Source organism: Pseudomonas sp. QLc11A, from assembly GCF_052112305.1.
GTDB classification, from domain to species: domain Bacteria; phylum Pseudomonadota; class Gammaproteobacteria; order Pseudomonadales; family Pseudomonadaceae; genus Aquipseudomonas; species Aquipseudomonas laurylsulfatiphila.
Window position 1 is genome coordinate 127,176 of the sequence record NZ_JAVAJJ010000009.1, and the last position, 18,377, is coordinate 145,552.

Here is an 18,377-nt window from a genome sequence, read left to right on the forward strand (position 1 = left end):
TCACTCGCCTTGTTCGTTCAAGTTGATTCATCACGGCGCGCATTATGCCGTGGGGTTGTCGAGAAGCATTCTTTTTTACGTACAAAAGCCCCGTTCACCTGGATGAACGGGGCCTGCGCCAACACCGACCTCTGCAGGAGCGAGCTTGCTCGCGATGAACTCAAGAACGACGTGGGGTTTCAGGCTAACTGCGTCATCGTTGACGACCATCGCGAGCGAGCTCGCTCCTACAGAAGAGGTTGCGTATTCAAATGTCCATCAGAAGTGGAAGTTGGTGCTCAGCAACGCGGTGCGACCGGCCGCCTGGTTGGCGAAGTGAGTCGAGAACGCCTTGTCGTAGTAGGTTTCGTCGGTCAGGTTCTGCACGTTCAGTTGCAGGTCGACGTTTTTGCTCAGCTTGTAGGCTGCCATCGCGTCGTAACGAACGTAGGAGTCAACCATGGTGGTGTTGGCTACGTTGCCGAACACGTCATCGACATAGAACGCACCGCCGCCGATGGTCAGCTTCGGCGTGACCTGATAGGTCGTCCACAGGCTGGCGCTGTTTTTCGGCGTGTTCGGCAGTTCGTTACCGTCGTTGGCTTTGTTTGCCGGCATATCACCGCCATCGAGTTGTTCACTGTCCATGTAGGCGTAACCGGCGAAGACCTGCCATTTGTCGGTGAGCTTGCCGCTGGCCGACAGTTCGATACCTTGAACGCGGGTTTTGCCGGCGTTCTCATAAGTGGTGGTGTTGGTTTGCACCCGAGCGTTGTCTTTCTCGGTGCGGAAGATATCGGCGGTCACGGACAGACGATCGTTCAACAGGTCCCACTTGGTACCGATTTCGTAGTTCTTGGTGGTTTCCGGCTCCATGTCGCTGCTCAGCAGGTTGCCGTTGCGATCTGGTGTGCCACCCAACGGGTTACCCTCCGAACCTTCGCCCAGGGTGTTGCCCGGTGGCGTGGCGGACGTTGCGTAGGACGCATAGATGCTGCCGTTTTCCGCAGGTTTGTACACCACGCCGAACTGACCGGTAACGAATTCGCTGGTGTCATCGCCCTTGGACGTGGTCACGCTGGAACCGTTGAAGGTTTTGTAGCTGGTGTCGAAATGGTCGTAACGCAGGCCCATGTTCACCAGCCACTGTTCGGACAGCGTCAGGGTGTCGAACACATACAGTGCGTAGGTGTCGGCCTTGGTGTCGGTGCCGGCGTAGTTACGCGAGATGGCACCGTTCCACGGATCATTCGGGTTCGGATTGGACAGCGAGGTGCAGTTGTAGCCACTTGGCGCGCCGATCAGGGCCGGCGAACAGTTGGTGGTTACCGGGGTTGTTCCCGGGGTGGTGTCCGTGTTGACGTTGTACGAGGACTTTTGGTTTTCCTCATGGGTGTACTCGACACCGGTGGAGAAGCTGTTCTTGAAACCGGCGATGTAGACATCACCAAACAGGTCGGTCTGGTTGGTGGTGGTCTCGGTGTTGCTCACGCGGGTGTTAGCGCGGCGCCAGACGCTGCCATTGTTGACGTTGCCTTTACTGTCATCCGGCTGGGTCAGGATGTAATCCTGCATGCTGGTGCCGTGACGCAGGGTGTTCTTGATTGTCAGCGCGTCGCTCAGGTCGTGCTCGATGGCGAAGGTCGCCGTATCGACGCGGGTCTTGCGGAAGTCGCGGTCGTTCAGGCCATAGAAGTTGCTGCTGTCGCCGCCGTCATTCGGCTTGTCCGGATTGGCTTTGGTACGCGCAGCCGAGCCACCGGCCGGGATCGAATACGGAATGCCCGAATCCGGCGTGTCGTTGCTTTCGAGGTGGTAGTAGTCGAGGTTGACGCGAGTGTCCGTACCCAGGCCGAAGGCCAGGGACGGTGCAACACCCCAGCGGTCGTAGTTGACGCTGTCACGCCCGGCGACGTTGCTCTCGTGGCTCAGCAGGTTCAGACGGCCTGCGGCGGTGTCGGTGAACTGGTAGTTGCCGTCGAAGGTGTAGCGCTGGGTCTGGTCGGAACCCCAGGTGAAACCACCGTCGAGCGAATCGCCCAGGTGCGCTTTCTTACTGACCAGGTTGATGCTGCCGCCCGCTGCGCCACGGCCGCCGATCGCGGAGTTCGGGCCTTTGCTGACTTCAATCGATTCAACGGCGAAGATCTCGCGGCTCTGGGAGCCGGTATCGCGCACGCCGTCCAGATAGGTGTCGCCCTGGGCGTCGAAGCCGCGAATGAACGGACGGTCGCCTTGCGGGTTACCGCCTTCACCGGCACCGAAGGTGATGCCTGGAACAGTGCGCAACGCGTCCTGCAGGTTGAGCGAACCGGTGTCTTTCAAGACTTGTTGCGGAACAACGGTCACCGAGCGCGGTGTGTCGATCAGCGGCGCGGTGTACTTGGGCGAGGAGGCTTTCTCTACGTTGTAGCTTGTCTCGTCCTGGGCTTCGCCGGTGATGGCGGTAGCGCCCAGCGAAATCACATTGTCCGGTGCTTTTCCGTCGGTTTTCTCCGCCGCGAAAACCATGTGGCCCGCAGAGCCGGCAGTAATCGCCATGCCGATGGCCGATGCGAGCAGACGTGGTGAACTGACCGGTACTTGTGGTTGTTGACGCGACATTTGAATTCCCCTCCCCAAGGATTTGAGGCCGCGAAATATAGGGTAAATAGGTATTCGTAACAATTGCGAAACATTACTATTCGCACTGAATTTACAATCTTTACAATTTAACCTTACGGTTTCTGCTGACTCATTCGTCAGATGTGTTTTACACAGGCAATAAGAATCAATACCATTGGCACCCCCTTTGTATTCAGGTGTCTTGTCATGCTGCTGCACATTCCAGGCCTGTTCGAGAAAGACGAAGTGCAGCGCATTCGCGAGGCTCTGGAACAGGCCGATTGGGCCGATGGCAAGATCACCGCCGGCTTCCAGTCGGCCAAGGCCAAGCACAATTTGCAACTGCCGGAAGGCCACCCGTTGGCCAAGGAGATCGGCGCGGCGATGCTGGAGCGGCTGTGGAAAAATCCGCTGTTCATGTCGGCTGCACTACCGCACAAAGTCTTTCCTCCGCTGGTGAACTGTTACACCGCCGGTGGCAGTTTCGATTTCCATATCGACAACGCGGTGCGTCAGCCCAAAGGCAGCATCGAGCGGGTGCGCACGGATTTGTCCGCCACGCTGTTCTTCAGCGAGCCTGAGGATTACGACGGCGGCGAGCTGGAAATCCAGGACACCTTCGGCACCCAGCGAGTGAAACTGCCCGCCGGCGACATGGTGCTGTACCCCGGCACCAGCCTGCACAAGGTCAACGCGGTGACACGCGGAACGCGACTCGCCTCGTTTTTCTGGACGCAAAGCCTGGTGCGCGAAGACACTCAGCGCGCCTTGTTGTTCGAGATGGACGGGGCCATCCAGCAACTGACCCGCGATGTTCCTGATCACCCGTCGCTGATCCGCCTCACCGGCACGTATCACAATCTGCTGCGTCGCTGGGTCGAGGTATGAGTTTTCAACTGCGGCGTGAGGAAGTGCTCGACGGTGCGCAGCTCAACGCCATGCTTGAAGAAAGTCCGGCCCGTGCCGCGCAGGCGATTCTTCTCGCGGCGGGCCAGGGCATTGTTGAAGCGCAGGCGCTGCTCGGGCAAATCCTGCTCGACGGCCGTGGCATCGCCCAGGATCAGCCGCTGGCCCTGCGCTGGTTCGGCATCGCTGCCGGGCAAGGTTACCTGATGGCGCGCAATATGCTCGGGCGTTGCCATGAGCACGGGTGGGGCTGTGTCGCTGATGCGTCGATTGCCGCACGGCACTATCGAAGTGCCGCCGATGCCGGGCTGGACTGGGCGATGTACAACCTGGCCAATCTGCTCGCCACCGGGCGCGGAGTGCGTGAGGATCAACTTCAGGCCCTGGCTCTGTATCAACGCGCGGCTGAAGCCGGCCACGTCAAATCGATGAACCTGCTGGGACGTTATCTGGAAGAAGGGCGGGTGTGCCCGATGGATCTGACTGCGGCGCACAACTGGTATCGACGTTCCGCCGAGGGTGGGGATTTTCGCGGGCAGTTCAGTCACGCCGCGATCCTGGCCGAAACCGGGCGAATCGAAGAGGCACTGCAATGGCTTCGCAAGGCGCTGGTGATCGGCAATGTGAAGTTCTTGCAGGTCAGCAGCGAATCGCTGCTTATGTCCCAGCATCCGCAGATACGCGCCATGGGTGCCGAGTTCCATCAGCGTCTGTCGGCCCATGGCGCCGAGGTTCCTGCTCTACATCGCCGTTGAAGGGCAGGCGCCATCAATCAGCCGCGCAACCAGCGTCCCTGAAGGGGGATCAGGTAATTGCGCAAGGCCTGGCTGTGTTCAAGCACTCGCTCGCCGCGGAGCAGGGTGTCTTCGTCGGGCGCAGCCATGACCGCGCCGAGAAACGCTGACAATGCATCCACCAATTTACCGGTTTCACTGACGTAGGTTTGCTGGTGTGGCACGACTTTCTGTGTATCGTTCAACTGGTGGGTCATGTCGTCGTTGTCCTGCAATTGTTTGGCCAGTGACGCTACGCGCTCCTCACGCTGAGTGAGGCGCGTGTGGATGATTTGTCGCGCATTGATCAGGTCGTTGTATTTGATCAGTTCGTTGGCTTCGTCGAGAAACTTGTTGGCGACAATCAGTCCGGCTTCCAGCGCTGCAGCTTCAGGTGGTTTGGGCTTGTTGCCGATCATTGCCTTCAGTTGTTCGAGCAAAGGCTTGACTCGATCAATGAATGTCAGCTTTTCAAACTCTGTAATCGCCAGGTTCAGAACAGTCTCATCCTCTTTCAATTCAGCCAGAGGTATATTCTCGGCGCTGTATTCGCGGTCCAGATTGATTTTGGCGGCGGCGAGTTCTTCGAGCCTGAAACGGTTGTTGCTGATGGTGATGCTCTGCACGCCAAACACACCGTTGTGCAGTGACGAGTGCAGCTTGGTCATTTGCTCGGTGCACAACTTGATCAGTTGCGTGACGTTTTGTGAATACATCTTGCGTGCTATTTCAGCTTCAGCGTTCGAATCATCACCTTTGAGATTGACCAGCGCTTGCAGGTTTTCGTTCAGTTCGTCCGTGTCCAGAGTCGAAATTGCCGAAGTGATGGTGTTGGCAGCCGTCAGATCCAGTTCACTGACGGCAGCATTCAAGCCGAGCAACTCATCGCTCAGGGCTTTGAGGTACAGATTAGCGGAGCCAATGATCGCCTGATAACGAATAGCCTCGCGACTTTCTTGAATACGGGCGAGGTCAGGTTGGTCATAGGAAACGTTTGTCATGAAAATACTCTTCTTTATTGATTAGATGGAATTAGTCGAAAGCACTGATCAGTTGGTTCGAATTGGATTGAACTGCGTTCCAGTTTTTAAGAACAACCTTGAAGCTCGATACAAAGCCTCTGAGGGTCAGGAAGTCTTTCATGCCCATAACTTTGTTTTGCGAGGCGTTGATGTAATCGGTAATGGAGATCCACAGCGTCTCCAATTGCGAGGTACTCTGGATAGCGCCCTCTACATAAATCGACATACTGCTCAATCCAGTCTGAAATTCCATGAGGGTGCCGGCGAGAATGTTTTTTTGCTTGACCTGTTCCGTCAATAAGTCTCGTTGAGTGATCAGCGGGCGCAAGTGGGCTGCCTGCTGCATCTCGAGCAGACGGTAATACATCGATGAGCTGCCATTGATGCCAGCGGCAAATCCGAGGATATGCTCGAAAAAGTTGGGTTCAGTCTCTTTGGTTTTTTCATCTATTCGTTGCTGGGCCAGATCGATGTCGGCATTCAACTCGGTGAGTTGTTGGTTGATTTGCTCGTCGCTGGCCAGCTTCAGTTTTTCACCAATGTTGATCGCAACCTTATCGTTAAGATCAGACTTGAAATATTTCAGGCGCTCGTTGACGTCCTGGCTGCTGAGTTTTTTCTCTTCGATCGAACTTGCAATGAACGCCAGCGACTCCTGTATGGAGCCAAATCGGTTCCTCTCTGTCTGGCCGATTTCCAGGGGTGGAAGGCTATTGATTTCTTCCTCGGTCAGCGAGTCGATGGTGCCCAGATAGTCTATGTAGCCGGGCATGGTCTCGATGGCGTCGATAATGTTCTGGCCGAAACTTTCCAGATCCTCCGAGAAGGTTGCCAGGCTACTGGCCACACGTTTCATCGAATACTCGATGTCTGCCCAGAGGCTGGCGTTTTTTGTGATCGAGATATACAGCTCGACAATATCGATTAGCTCCAGCCCGACAATGTCGGTGTGGTCTGTTTTTAATTGTTTTTCAACGTCTTCGGTACTTTTAGGTAGTTCTTTGGCGGCAAAAATGTAATTTTTTATTTTTTTGATGTCATTTTTGGTGATGTACGGATTTTGAATCGGTTGCACTTTTAACTTCCTTGAAGTGTGATTTGAATCCTTAGCTTAAGGTTGTTGTTGATTTTGAGTATATGTATTGAGTGTGACGAGTTGTTGGTTGTTTTTTGTTGTTTCTTTGAAAGTTTTGAATTGAGGGCGCGGAGATGGCGACTTTTTGCACTGCATGAGTGGGTTGTGTTTGATTTTTATATTTGATTGTTTGTGTGTGGTGGTGTTTCGAGAAAAGTTGATTTGCGGCGCTGATTGATTTCCGTTCTGTATGATCGGATTGGCGCTGCAAAACAATAGTCAATATTAAAAGTTCGGAGAAGATAAGGCGTCGGATCAGGAGTATGAGAACAATCGTCTGGCCATTCGGAGTGGGGTAATGATGTATTTACAGGAAAACAATTTGGCAGCACCAACGTTCAACCCGTCAGTCAGGTGGATTTCAGGTTGTTCAGCCTTTCCAGATCGCCAGCCGGGCAGTTGTTTCGATGCTTGGCCATCTTGAGGTTTGGTTGCACAAATAAAAAAGGCCCATGAAAACATGGGCCTTTTTCAAGCGGCGTGGGTTACACGTAGAACGATTTCAGCGGCGGGAAACCATTGAACTCGACAGCGCTGTAACTGGTGGTGTACGCACCGGTCGACAGCCAGTACAGGCGATCACCGATGGCCAGGTTCAGCGGCAGGCCGTATTTGTAGTTTTCGTACATGATGTCGGCGCTGTCGCAGGTTGGACCGGCGATGACCACTTCTTCCATCTCGCCCTTTTTCTCGGTCCAGATCGGGAACTTGATGGCTTCGTCCATGGTTTCGATCAGGCCGGAGAACTTGCCCACGTCCGTGTACACCCAACGCTCTACCGCGGTGCGGGATTTGCGTGCGACCAGCACCACTTCGCTGACCAGGATGCCGGCGTTGGCGATCAGCGAACGGCCCGGTTCCAGGATGATTTCCGGCAGATCATCACCGAAGTCTTCCTTGAGGAAGCGGATGATTTCTTCCGCGTAGGTTTCCAGGCTGTTGGTGCGGGTGATGTAGTTGGCCGGGAAGCCGCCGCCCATGTTGATCAGCTTCAGGTGGATGCCGTCTTCTTCTTTCAGGCGCTCGAAGATCACTTTGACCTTGGCGATCGCCGCGTCCCAGACGCTGATGTCACGCTGCTGCGAGCCGACGTGGAACGAGATGCCGTAAGGCACCAGGCCCAGGTCGCGAGCGAGGATCAACAGGTCCATGGCCATGTCGGTCTGGCAGCCGAATTTGCGCGACAACGGCCAGTCGGCGGTGGTCGAGCCTTCGGTCAGGATACGCACGTAGACTTTCGAACCCGGTGCGGCCTTGGCAATGTTGCGCAGGTCGGCTTCGGAGTCGGTGGCGAACAGGCGCACGCCCTTGTCGTAGAAGTAGCGGATGTCCTTGGATTTCTTGATGGTGTTGCCGTAGCTGATGTTGTCGGCGCTGACGCCGCGGCCCAGCACTTTGTCCAGCTCATAGATCGAGGCGATATCGAAGCTCGAGCCTTTCTCTTTGAGCAGGTCAATGATTTCGACGGCCGGGTTGGCCTTGACCGCGTAGTAGACCTTGGCGAATTCGAAACCGGCGCGCAGGTCGTCGTAGGCCTGGGCGATCATCGCGGTGTCGATCACCACGAACGGGGTTTCCTGTTTGTCGGCGAACGCCTTCATTTTCTGAAAGGTTTCACGCGCGAAATAGTCTTCGACCTGGATCGACATACCTGGGAGCTCCTAATGGCAAACGAGTAAAAACAATGGGTGCAAATGAACGTCCTCCGTATCCCCACTTTGGTTCGCCTACTTCCCAAGGCATGTCGCCGAAAGCAAAAAGGCCATGGGAAGTGCAGCTTTCCCTTGGCCTTGCTGTCTCGTCGTCAGTACTTGAGCCGGATGGATCGTTTCCAGCATGGACGTTCGGCGCGAACTTTAGGGCGTGAGGGGCTTGAGATCAACAAAAAATGTCGCGTTTTTGCACTCTTCTGACGCGCGTTGCGGGCATCACTCTTTGTAACCGACTCAGATGACAGTCGGATGTTCCCGAAGAATTGCGAAGTGTTAAAAATACCTGCACGTTCGATGCTTTTGTACACAAACTCCCTGATAACTACGATGGCGTCAATATCGGCGAAGTTGGCTGCCAGAAGGTGAGCTGAGAGGGGGGCTGGCTATTTCAGAAGGTATTTATGGATGGCTTTTTCGGGCGGTGCTGTTGATATTTTTTTCCGGCCTGCGAATCACTAAAAAATCGCAGAGATCTGTGGGAGCGAGCTTGCTCGCGATAGCGTAATGTCAGTCAACGACGTTGTTGGCTGTGAAAATGCCATCGCGAGCAAGCTCGCTCCCACAGGTTTTGCATTTTTACTGAGTCATATGGGCTGTCAGGCAACTACGGCTGCTGCGCTCCCGAACAGGAGCAAAATCGATCAGGGCGACACTGTTTGACCGACGAAATATGGGAGCGGTCGCCGATCAATAGACATTTAGCCTAAGGCTTACGCTCTTGCGAATGGCTGGGTACTGCTGCGTGGTAACGGTAAATTGGATAATGGTGTTTTGTTGCACATTGTTTAACGTGAATGTCCCGTTCATGTTTCCAGGACCTCGATTGATAGTGGCGCCAGCTGTAGTTGTCGTCCATGCGGAAGTAACGCCTGTAACCTCCCTGCCGTCTTTGTCGACGAGTTTTGCCGCGATCACCAATGTGAAGTTTCCCCCTTTTTTGACAAGCTGCGGGTCTGCTAGACCTCCTATGATGATTTGTGTGGGTGGACCAGCCATGACCTTTGTCTCCACGGAGCTGGCTTCTGGTGTCAGTGTGGCGGGTGATGTCGAATTGTTGGTTTTCATGGGTGACCTCTATAACCTGGTAAGTTTATTTGTGAGAGCGTGTCGCTGTGCTCCCGATTGAGTAGAGCTTTTTCCAGGCAATAGCGGAGCTATCACTTTTGACAGTCTTTGATGTTCGTTTGTTAACGATTGCAAATTTACATGGCGCCAGCACTTGACCCAATCTCCGTTTTTCCTCTTGAGGTGGTGATGGGCCAAGCGAAATGGACTATGGAAGATAATCAATCAAGTGAGTGCTACTTCTGCTGGTGAAACAATACTGGTCTTGGCACCGCGGGAGCGACCCGAGCTCAGGTAAGCCGCAATCGACTCCTGAGTGACCTCGCCAAGGAACACCCGCTCGGCATCCATCACCGGCAACCACGACCGGTTGAACTCGTACATGCGCGATAGCAGGATGCGTAAATGCTCGTCGTACGCGGCCGTGGCGTTGAACTCGCGCTGGTATTGCGCGCAGGTGCCGGTCTGACGGTGCAGGTCGCGACGTCTTACGTAACCCAGGGCCTTGTTCTCTGTGCAGGTCACCACCACGTAGCGACGGTCATGTTCGTCCATCAAGTCCAGCGCCTCGGCCACCGGGGTTTGCGGGCTGACGGAGGGCGCGTTGTCCGCCGCGTCTTCGGCTTTCACCAGCAGCAGGCGCTTGAGCGTGCTGTCCTGGCCGACAAAGTTGCTGACAAACTCATCCGCCGGGTGCGCGAGCAAGGTGTCCGGGTGATCGATTTGCAATAGCTTGCCGGCGCGGAAAATCGCGATCTTGTCGCCGAGCTTGATCGCCTCGTCGATGTCATGGCTGACCATGATCACGGTCTTGTTCAGCGCCCGCTGCATCTCGAAGAATTCGTTCTGGATCATCTCGCGGTTGATCGGGTCGACCGCGCCGAACGGTTCGTCCATCAACAGCAATGGCGCATCTGCCGCCAGGGCGCGAATCACGCCGATCCGTTGTTGCTGACCACCGGACAACTCCCGTGGATAGCGATGCAAGTACTGCTTGGGTTCGAGCTTGATCATGCTCATCAACTCGCGGGCGCGGTCGTGGCATTTCTGTTTGTCCCAACCGAGCAGTTTCGGTACGACCACGATGTTCTCTTCGATGGTCATGTTCGGGAACAGGCCGATCTGCTGGATCACGTAGCCGATGTTGCGGCGCAGCGTCACTTCGTCGAGGCCGGTGGTGTCTTCGCCGTTGATCAGGATCTTGCCCGAGGTCGGAGTGATCAGGCGGTTGATCATTTTCAGCGTGGTGCTTTTGCCGCAACCCGATGGCCCGAGAAACACGCAGATTTCGCCTTCATTGACGGTCAGGCTCACCGAGTCCACGGCTTTCACATCCTTGCCGTTGCTTTGGAAGGTCTTGCTGAGGTTTTGAAGTTCGATCATTTGAGCAGTCCTTTTGGAGTCAGCGAGCGTTGCAGCACTTGCAGGATCAGATCGGCGATGATCGCCAGCACACTGACCAGCACGGCGCCGACGATCAGCATCGACATGTCGCTGCGGCTGATGGAAGCGAGGATGAGTACACCGAGGCCACCGGCACCGATGGTGGCGGCGATGGTCATGACGCCGATGTTCATGACCACGGCGGTGCGTACGCCGGCAAGGATCACCGGCACGGCGATGGGCAGCTCAACCATGCGCAGGCGCTGGCCGAACGTCATGCCGATGCCGCGCGCAGCTTCGCGGATGCCCGGTTCGACGCTGGTCAGGGCCAGGTAGGTGTTACGCATGATCGGCAACAGTGAATAGAGGAACACTGCGGTGATTGCCGGCATCGGGCCGAGGCCCTGGCCGAATCTGGAGTAGAACGGCAGCAACAGGCCGAACAGGGCAATCGACGGCACCGTCAGCAGCACCGTTGCACTGGCCTGCAAAGGCCCGGCGAGGCTCGGGAAGCGCGTCATCAGGATGCCCAAAGGCACGCCGACCAGAATCGCCAGGGTCACGGCAATGCCGACCAGCGTGATGTGTTGCCCGGTCAGATGCATCGCCTGTTGCCAGTCGAGATGGGAAAAGGCGTTCAAGAATTCCATGACTTCTCCTTCTCAGTTCAATGGATGCTGGCGCAGGAAATCGGCGGCCACGGCTGAAGGACTCTGGTGATCGACATCCACCCGCGCGTTGAGCTCGCGCATGGTCTTGTCGTCGAACAGTTCCGCCAGTGGCTTGAGCTGTGTGGCCAGTTGCGGATGCGCATCGAGGCAGGCCTGACGTACCACGGGCGCGGCGGTGTAGTCGGGGAAGTAGTGCTTGTCGTCTTCCAGCAATTTCAGCTTGAAGGCATTGAGGCGACCATCAGTGGTGTAGACCAGGCCGGCAAACACCTGGCCATTGCGCAGCGCGGTATAGACCAGCCCGGCGTCCATCTGCCGGATGTTGTTGCGGGTCAGGTTCATGTCGTACAGCTGCACCATGCCTGCGAGTCCGTCCGAGCGGTTGGCGAACTCGGTATCCAGCGCCACCAGATTGTTGGTCTCGGCCTCCTTGTGCAGCACTCTGTTCAGCTCACTGATGGTGTTGATCTGCGGGTATTGGTCAGCGACGTTTTTCGGCAGGGCAAGGGCGTAGGTGTTGCTGAATTTCGACGGAGTGAGCCAGACCAGGCCTTTTTGTGCGTCGAGTTCTTTCACCCGCGCGTAGGACTGTTCGCTGTCGAGTTTTTCGGTGACATGGTTGTAGGCCACCAGCGACACACCGGTGTATTCCCAGAGCATGTCCAGTTGACCGCTTTCGTGGGCGCTGCGGGCCAGATTGCTGCCCAGGCCGCCGGTCACTTGCACGTCGTAACCCTTGGCGCGCAGGTATTGCGCGGTGATTTCCGCCAGCAGGGTCTGTTCGGTGAACACCCGGGCGCCGATGCGGATCAACGGTTTTTCCACGGCCTGGGCAAATCCTGCGCACAGCAGAACGCAGCCTAGTAAAAAGCTTGTTGTTTTCATGAGAGTTCCTTTGCCGAGGCTTAAGACGGGCGCAGGCCGCGTTCGAGCCAGAGGCGACTGCCAAGTGTGACCATGCCGTCCAGCAACAGGGCCAGCAACGCGGTGCATGCGGCACCGAGCAGCAACTGCGACTGATTGTTCAGGGCAATGCCGGGGAATATCAGGCTGCCAAGACTGTTGGCGCCGATCAGGAACGCCAGCGGCGCCGTCCCGACATTGATCGCCAACGCCACGCGCACGCCACCAATGATGATCGGCACGGCGTTCGGCAGCTCGACTTTCCACAGCACCTGGCGTGGGGTCATGCCGATGCCGACGGCGGCTTCCTTGAGCGAGCCCTGAACGTTTTTCAGGCCCTCATAAGTGTTGCGCACGATGGGCAGCAAGGAGGCGAGGAACAGGGCGAAGATGGCCGGGCCGCTGCCGATGCCGAGGATGCCCAGGGCAATGGCCAGGACGGCCAGAGGCGGAACGGTGTTGCCAATGTTGAAGAACTGCATGAAGCGTTCAGCGCGACCGACCATGGACGGGCGGCTGAGCAAGATACCGGCGGGGATGCCCACGACAAGGGCGGCCAGCATGGACGCGAGGACGAGAATCAGATGAGCTTGCAGGTAAAACAGCAAATCGTCGCGGTAGTGTTCGATCGTGTTGATGCCGATCCAGTGGATCAGCAGGGCCAGAAGGGCGATTACCAGCGCGCCTCCCATCAGCCCTTTGCCATAGCGGATAGCCACAGGCGGACTCCTTTTTTCAGTCGGCGAACACATTTTCGTGTGGCAATGCCTTGCTTGGCTGCCGAAAAAATGATCGCGAGAAGCAGCTCATGCCGAGCGCGTTCCACTGTAGGAGCGAGCTTGCTTGCGAAAAACGTCCAGACAACGCGTGCATTCAGGAAACCAGCGTTATCGTTGAGGTCCATCGCGAGCGGGCTCGCTCCTACAGGGGGGGTCGCACGGCAATCGAGCCATGAGCACAGCCTCGTCAGGCTGAAATGCGGGTGTTTCAGGCCCCCGACGAGTGGTCGTAACAGGGGAGTGGACGTCTCCGTGCTTTAAAAGGTTCCCATCCAAGGCAGCGTTTGGCCACCCCTGATGTGCTCAACGGTTCGGTTATTGACTCAACTTGGGCTATAATCTGCGCCCTTTTTTGAATCACCTGCCAGGCGATTTCCCATGACCAAACAGGCCGCCGAAGTCGCGAAACGCCGCACTTTCGCCATTATTTCCCACCCCGATGCCGGTAAGACCACCATCACCGAGAAGCTCTTGCTGATGGGCAAGGCGATCGCGGTAGCCGGTACGGTGAAATCTCGTAAATCCGACCGCCATGCCACCTCCGACTGGATGGAAATGGAAAAGCAGCGTGGTATTTCCATTACCACGTCGGTCATGCAGTTCCCGTATCGCGAGCACATGATCAACCTGCTCGACACCCCGGGCCACGAAGACTTCTCCGAAGATACCTACCGCACCCTGACGGCAGTGGACTCGGCGTTGATGGTTCTCGACGGCGGTAAAGGTGTAGAGCCACGGACCATCGCCCTGATGGACGTCTGCCGTCTGCGTGACACGCCGATCGTCAGCTTCATCAACAAACTCGACCGTGATATCCGCGACCCGATCGAACTGCTCGACGAAATCGAAGCCGTCCTCAAGATCAAGGCCGCGCCGATCACCTGGCCGATCGGTTGCTACCGTGACTTCAAAGGCGTGTATCACCTCGCCGACGACTACATCATTGTCTACACCGCCGGTCACGGCCATGAGCGCACCGAAACCAAGATCATCGAGAAGCTCGACTCCGACGAGGCGCGTGCGCACTTGGGTGACGAGTACGAACGTTTCCTTGAACAGCTTGAACTGGTGCAGGGCGCCTGCCACGAGTTCAACCAGCAGGAATTCCTCGACGGTCAGCTGACCCCGGTGTTCTTCGGTACGGCGCTGGGCAACTTCGGTGTCGACCACGTCCTCGACGCCGTCGTTGATTGGGCTCCGCGCCCATTGGCTCGGGTGGCCAACGAGCGCACGGTGGAACCGGTGGAGGAGAAGTTCTCGGGCTTCATCTTCAAGATCCAGGCGAACATGGACCCGAAACACCGCGACCGCATCGCCTTCATGCGTATCTGCTCCGGCAAGTACGAAAAAGGCATGAAGATGCGCCATGTGCGCACCGGCAAGGACGTGCGGATCGGCGACGCGCTGACCTTCTTCTCTTCCGAGCGTGAGCAACTGGAAGAAGCGTTTGCCGGCGACATTATCGGCCTGCACAACCACGGCACCATACAGATCGGCGACACCTTCAGCGAAGGCGAAGTCCTGGGCTTCACCGGCATCCCGCACTTCGCCCCGGAACTGTTCCGCCGAGTGCGCCTGAAGGATCCGCTGAAATCCAAGCAACTGCGCCAGGGCTTGCAGCAGTTGGCCGAAGAAGGCGCCACCCAGGTGTTCTTCCCGGAACGCAGTAACGACATCATCCTCGGCGCCGTCGGTGTGCTGCAGTTCGATGTGGTCGCCAGCCGTTTGAAAGAGGAATACAAGGTCGAGTGTTCCTACGAGCCGATCACTGTTTATTCCGCGCGCTGGATCGAATGCAGCGACAAGAAGAAGCTTGAGGAATTCTCCAACAAGGCTGTGGAAAACCTGGCACTGGACGGCGGCGGTCACCTGACCTACCTCGCGCCTACGCGGGTCAACCTGGCACTGATGGAAGAGCGCTGGCCGGACGTGAAATTCCGCGCGACCCGCGAGCATCACTAAGCGCTGAATGGCGACACCCGAAAGCCCACTGTAAAAACAGTGGGCTTTTTTTTGCTCTTCGCTCTTCTGTAGGAGCGAGCTTGCTCGCGATGGACTTTAACAATGACGCGCAAACTGGATAAACGTGGCGCACTTGAGCCCATCGCCGGCAAGCCGGCTCCTACAGTTTCTAGGGATTGCGTGATGAACCTTTTTTTTGGATTGATTTTGCGCTGGAGGCGATTGCGTAGGTCTTTTCCTTCTCATTTGTAGCCTGCCTCTGGTTTTTCCCTATGGGGAGATTTGCCCGCGACAAGTCAGTCGTTGGCGTTTAGTGTTCAAGACACATTTCGCAAACAGCGGCCATCTTGATGATCAAGGGAATGACGCATCGGCTGAGGCTGGACGGCTATTTCGGCGTGATGGCCTGGGTGCTCGCGGCGCTGCTGTTCATCAATCGATTGAGCAGCATGGTCAAGTTGTTCATGGCGCTGTACCTGCGTCAGGAGCTGGGGCTGGCTATTGAAACCGTTGGCTGGCTGCTGTCGGCCTATGGCGCTGGATTGCTGATCGGCTCGATGCTCGGTGGTTTGCTCAGTGATCATGTGCGCACGGCACGGCTCACCGCGGCGCTGTTCTTTGTGTCGATCTGGGTTCTGATCCTGCTCGGGCTGGTCACGCAGGTGCCGTTGCTGGCCGGGCTGCTGTTGCTCAGCGGGGCCGTCGACGGGGCGATCCGTACGCTGCATCAGCGGCTGATCATGGAGTATTGCGAGGTGGCGCAGCGTTCCCGGGCACAGGCCTTGAGCCGGGTAGCCCGGAACCTCGGAATGGCCGCTGCCGGGGTGGCGGGCGGCGTTTTGGCGCAGACCGATTTTCGCTGGGTGTTCTTCGCCAGCGCAGCCATGACCCTGCTGGCCTTGCTCTGGTTTGTCCGCACGACATGGCGCCGACCGGTGCTGGTGCCTGATGAGAAACCTGACACCGGTTCAGGCTCATGGGTGCCGTATCGTGACAAACCCTTTCTCTGGTTATTGGCGACGACGGTCTTGCTCGGGATGGCATTCGACACGGTCTACAGCACGCTGGGTAACTATCTGCGTGATTACTATCGCCTGAGCACCGAAGCCATCGGCTGGCAGTTCGCATTGAATGCCGTATTGGTGGTGTCGTTACAGATTCCGTTGACCCATTGGGGCGAACGCTGGGGTACGCGTCGCCAACTGGTGGCGGGCAGTCTGTTACTGGCCTGTGGGCTCGGTATGTTGCCGTTGGGTTCCGGGTTGTTCTATGCCTGTCTGTCGACGGTGGTCTGGACATTGGGCGAGGCGCTGTTCATGCCGCCACTGAATGCACGGGTCATGCAGCATGCGCAACGCGGAAAAAGCGGCCAATACTTTGGCGTGTTTTTCATGAGCTGGAGTGCGAGTGCGCTGTTGTCGCCGATGCTTGGCGGTCAGTTGTACGGTCACTTTGGCGGGCACAGTGTGTGGCTGGTCAGTGCGGCACTGGCGCTGCTGTCCATACCCATGATTTATCAGGCTACCCGCCCTCGTGCTCCAGACAAGCCTGAGGGGCAGACTGGCCGAACTGTTTCGCTTAGTTGATCCGGCTATTGGGTTTATTTGAAACTGGTCTTTCTACCGAGCGCATTTCTGCTCGCTCGTCAGCGTCCAATCTGGAGAACCCGGCTGATCGGAACTAGATTTCACTCAGCGCCAGACAGGCACTCCACGAAAGGAAGGAATCGGCTATGAACAGGTTGTTTCGCGTTTTACTGCTGTTGAAGGTGTTGGTGATGCTATCGCTCGGGACGTCGACGGCGTGGGCCGAGTGCATCGATCACGGGGAACAGGCTTCGAGCGGGCAAGCGGGATACGCGGGGTTGATGCTCGCCAAATCCGAATCGGAACCGGGAGATCTGGGGCAGGGTGGTGCTGACAACGACGATGGCTCGACCACCGACGAGCCGGACTCCGATGAAGAAGAGGGCGATAGCCAGACGTAATCGCTCGATGGCGAGCATGACTGATAGGCAATCGAGGTAGAAGGGAGTTCTGCTACAACTCCAACCCTGTGGGAGCGGGCTTGCTCGCGAAGGTGTCATGCCAGTCAGTATCAATGTCGACTGACAGACCGCTATCGCGAGCAAGCCCGCTCCCACTGTTTTTATGCCGCGCCGTCGAGAACGGGGTCAGGCCTGGAGCCCGTAGACGACCGGGCCGCGATTCCCCATTTCGATGAAAGCCTCGCCGCCCACGATAATGCGAGCACCGCTCTGGACCTTCACATCCCACGGCAATCCTCCTGAAGGACCAAAAGAAACCCACCCGGACCCAGTCCCGCCGAAGTGGGTGTCATAGTCTCCAGTGGGCAGCAACCTGCCAGCGATGATATGGAATGCCCGGTTGTAACCGACCACGACAATCTTGCCATCCGGTTGCGGGGCCAGGGAACACCAGAATGTTTCAGGACCGGCGTTGGTGAATACAGGAAGTCCGCCATTCCACTCCTTATCGGGGTGACCGTCTGCGGTAAACCTCATCGCCACGCCCATGCTCTCCTGGAGACCGCCGGCGCATACCAGCTTTCCATCAGCCTGTGCGATGAGTTGACTCATTTTGAGTGAGCCATCCGTTGTTGCCAGGAAAGCAAAACCATCGACACCAAATTGGCTATCGACCTGCCCCTCCAGATCAAATCGTGCAAGAACGAGCTGACCGGATGTGGTGGTGCCGCCCACAACGATTTTTCCCTCTTGAATCACAACGCTGCAAAGCCGGATGAAGTCGCCCGCGGTTTCGATCTCGAGAAAACCGCTATCGCCGAAACCGGTATCGAGTTCGCCGTTACTGTGCAGGCGAACCAGCAGTGCCCCTTCGGAGTCACTGATGAAATAGCTGAACGCCACAAGTATTTTTCCATCCCCCTGCAGACAGCCGTCGATCAACGCCACTTGGGAATAATCATGCTGTGCTACAGGAATGACGACACTGCCGAAGTCCAGGTCAGGGCTGCCGTTAGCATGAAAGCGCCTCAGTGCTGCCCGGCCAATACCGTCGGGTTCCCGGGTATCACCGATCACCAGGATCTTGCGATCCTCTTGCAGTAGCAAACGCGACGGACTTGCCTTCTTGCCGCTGACGAACTGCCACTCCCCCGTGTTCCCGTCATTGCCAAACGCCTTGTCCTTGATACCGTCAGAATCGGTGCGATACACAGTGAAACTTTCCCCCTGCCGAGTGGCGTAGGTCAGTTCACCTTCAGCCGATAACACAACGGCCCTGACCGAGCCCGCCAGAAAGTCAGGCCTGATCTGTCCAGACACACCAAATTCCGGGTCCAGTTGACCCGCGTCCAGCAGGATTGCGTCTATTGCTTGAGTGCCCATGAGGCTTCACCTGTCCTTATAGTTTTTGAACGACTCACCGACTGGATTCAAACAAAACGGCTGAGCGTTCGAAGCTCTCAGGACTGACAGGTGCGCTTCTGCAAAACAGCGCC

Annotated in this window: 15 protein-coding genes; 5 read left to right on the forward strand and 10 right to left on the reverse strand. The window is 56.8% G+C overall.

What is annotated here, in order from left to right:
* Window positions 1–258: 258 nt before the first annotated feature.
* Window positions 259–2,583: a TonB-dependent receptor gene (locus tag Q8X48_RS15195; RefSeq protein ID WP_407800842.1), complete on the reverse strand. Its 2,325-nt coding sequence runs from the start codon at window positions 2,581–2,583 to the stop codon at window positions 259–261.
* Window positions 2,584–2,790: 207 nt separating this feature from the next.
* Here Q8X48_RS15195 and Q8X48_RS15200 point away from each other — a divergent pair, with 207 nt between their 5' ends.
* Both Q8X48_RS15200 and Q8X48_RS15205 read left to right on the forward strand, forming a co-directional pair.
* Window positions 2,791–3,471 (forward strand): Fe2+-dependent dioxygenase, encoded by a 681-nt coding sequence (locus Q8X48_RS15200; protein WP_015093458.1) that lies wholly within the window; start codon window positions 2,791–2,793, stop codon window positions 3,469–3,471.
* On the forward strand, window positions 3,468–4,244 hold the full coding sequence (locus Q8X48_RS15205) for a tetratricopeptide repeat protein (RefSeq protein ID WP_407800843.1): 777 nt from the start codon (window positions 3,468–3,470) through the stop codon (window positions 4,242–4,244). Before Q8X48_RS15200 ends, Q8X48_RS15205 begins: the two co-directional genes overlap by 4 nt.
* 17 nt (window positions 4,245–4,261) lie before the next feature.
* Here Q8X48_RS15205 and Q8X48_RS15210 read toward each other — a convergent pair whose 3' ends face one another.
* The 8 genes from Q8X48_RS15210 to Q8X48_RS15245 form a co-directional block, all read right to left on the reverse strand.
* The gene (locus Q8X48_RS15210) at window positions 4,262–5,263 is read right to left on the reverse strand and encodes an alpha-xenorhabdolysin family binary toxin subunit B (RefSeq protein ID WP_407800844.1); all 1,002 of its coding nucleotides are present in this window, start codon (window positions 5,261–5,263) and stop codon (window positions 4,262–4,264) included.
* Between the two features lie 31 nt (window positions 5,264–5,294).
* Window positions 5,295–6,359: an alpha-xenorhabdolysin family binary toxin subunit A gene (locus Q8X48_RS15215; protein WP_407800845.1), complete on the reverse strand. Its 1,065-nt coding sequence runs from the start codon at window positions 6,357–6,359 to the stop codon at window positions 5,295–5,297.
* A 545-nt stretch (window positions 6,360–6,904) separates the two neighbouring features.
* Window positions 6,905–8,068 (reverse strand): type III PLP-dependent enzyme, encoded by a 1,164-nt coding sequence (locus Q8X48_RS15220; RefSeq protein ID WP_217837179.1) that lies wholly within the window; start codon window positions 8,066–8,068, stop codon window positions 6,905–6,907.
* A gap of 750 nt (window positions 8,069–8,818) precedes the next feature.
* On the reverse strand, window positions 8,819–9,196 hold the full coding sequence (locus Q8X48_RS15225; protein WP_407800846.1) for a hypothetical protein: 378 nt from the start codon (window positions 9,194–9,196) through the stop codon (window positions 8,819–8,821).
* Window positions 9,197–9,421: 225 nt separating this feature from the next.
* Window positions 9,422–10,579: an osmoprotectant ABC transporter ATP-binding protein OsmV gene (locus Q8X48_RS15230; RefSeq protein WP_407800847.1), complete on the reverse strand. Its 1,158-nt coding sequence runs from the start codon at window positions 10,577–10,579 to the stop codon at window positions 9,422–9,424.
* Window positions 10,576–11,229, reverse strand: a complete 654-nt coding sequence (locus Q8X48_RS15235) for an ABC transporter permease (RefSeq protein WP_217837181.1) — start codon at window positions 11,227–11,229, stop codon at window positions 10,576–10,578. The genes Q8X48_RS15230 and Q8X48_RS15235 overlap by 4 nt, the downstream gene beginning before the upstream one ends.
* A gap of 12 nt (window positions 11,230–11,241) precedes the next feature.
* Window positions 11,242–12,135 (reverse strand): glycine betaine ABC transporter substrate-binding protein, encoded by an 894-nt coding sequence (locus Q8X48_RS15240; protein WP_407800848.1) that lies wholly within the window; start codon window positions 12,133–12,135, stop codon window positions 11,242–11,244.
* 20 nt (window positions 12,136–12,155) lie between these two features.
* Window positions 12,156–12,845: an ABC transporter permease gene (locus Q8X48_RS15245; protein ID WP_407800891.1), complete on the reverse strand. Its 690-nt coding sequence runs from the start codon at window positions 12,843–12,845 to the stop codon at window positions 12,156–12,158.
* Between the two features lie 465 nt (window positions 12,846–13,310).
* On the opposite strand from Q8X48_RS15245, the gene Q8X48_RS15250 reads away from it, so the two are divergent.
* From Q8X48_RS15250 to Q8X48_RS15260, 3 genes are all read left to right on the forward strand, one after another.
* Window positions 13,311–14,894, forward strand: a complete 1,584-nt coding sequence (locus Q8X48_RS15250) for a peptide chain release factor 3 (protein ID WP_007973058.1) — start codon at window positions 13,311–13,313, stop codon at window positions 14,892–14,894.
* Window positions 14,895–15,244: 350 nt separating this feature from the next.
* Window positions 15,245–16,480: an MFS transporter gene (locus Q8X48_RS15255; RefSeq protein WP_407800849.1), complete on the forward strand. Its 1,236-nt coding sequence runs from the start codon at window positions 15,245–15,247 to the stop codon at window positions 16,478–16,480.
* A gap of 146 nt (window positions 16,481–16,626) precedes the next feature.
* A complete protein-coding gene (locus tag Q8X48_RS15260; protein WP_407800850.1) occupies window positions 16,627–16,881 on the forward strand; it encodes a hypothetical protein in 255 nt (84 codons plus the stop codon).
* Between the two features lie 186 nt (window positions 16,882–17,067).
* Here the strand turns inward: Q8X48_RS15260 and Q8X48_RS15265 are convergent, their stop codons facing one another.
* Window positions 17,068–18,264 carry a hypothetical protein gene (locus Q8X48_RS15265; RefSeq protein ID WP_407800851.1) on the reverse strand — a complete coding sequence of 399 codons (1,197 nt, stop codon included), beginning with the start codon at window positions 18,262–18,264 and terminating at the stop codon, window positions 17,068–17,070.
* Between the last annotated feature and the right edge of the window lie 113 nt (window positions 18,265–18,377).

Coding starts and splice junctions, on each gene's coding strand:
- Q8X48_RS15195 (WP_407800842.1), bottom strand. CDS start 2,583: ATGTCGCGTCAACAACCACAAGTACCGGTCAGTTCACCACGTCTGCTC.
- Q8X48_RS15200 (WP_015093458.1), top strand. CDS start 2,791: ATGCTGCTGCACATTCCAGGCCTGTTCGAGAAAGACGAAGTGCAGCGC.
- Q8X48_RS15205 (WP_407800843.1), top strand. CDS start 3,468: ATGAGTTTTCAACTGCGGCGTGAGGAAGTGCTCGACGGTGCGCAGCTC.
- Q8X48_RS15210 (WP_407800844.1), bottom strand. CDS start 5,263: ATGACAAACGTTTCCTATGACCAACCTGACCTCGCCCGTATTCAAGAA.
- Q8X48_RS15220 (WP_217837179.1), bottom strand. CDS start 8,068: ATGTCGATCCAGGTCGAAGACTATTTCGCGCGTGAAACCTTTCAGAAA.
- Q8X48_RS15225 (WP_407800846.1), bottom strand. CDS start 9,196: ATGAAAACCAACAATTCGACATCACCCGCCACACTGACACCAGAAGCC.
- Q8X48_RS15230 (WP_407800847.1), bottom strand. CDS start 10,579: ATGATCGAACTTCAAAACCTCAGCAAGACCTTCCAAAGCAACGGCAAG.
- Q8X48_RS15235 (WP_217837181.1), bottom strand. CDS start 11,229: ATGGAATTCTTGAACGCCTTTTCCCATCTCGACTGGCAACAGGCGATG.
- Q8X48_RS15240 (WP_407800848.1), bottom strand. CDS start 12,135: ATGAAAACAACAAGCTTTTTACTAGGCTGCGTTCTGCTGTGCGCAGGA.
- Q8X48_RS15245 (WP_407800891.1), bottom strand. CDS start 12,845: ATGGGAGGCGCGCTGGTAATCGCCCTTCTGGCCCTGCTGATCCACTGG.
- Q8X48_RS15250 (WP_007973058.1), top strand. CDS start 13,311: ATGACCAAACAGGCCGCCGAAGTCGCGAAACGCCGCACTTTCGCCATT.
- Q8X48_RS15255 (WP_407800849.1), top strand. CDS start 15,245: ATGATCAAGGGAATGACGCATCGGCTGAGGCTGGACGGCTATTTCGGC.
- Q8X48_RS15260 (WP_407800850.1), top strand. CDS start 16,627: ATGAACAGGTTGTTTCGCGTTTTACTGCTGTTGAAGGTGTTGGTGATG.
- Q8X48_RS15265 (WP_407800851.1), bottom strand. CDS start 18,264: ATGGGCACTCAAGCAATAGACGCAATCCTGCTGGACGCGGGTCAACTG.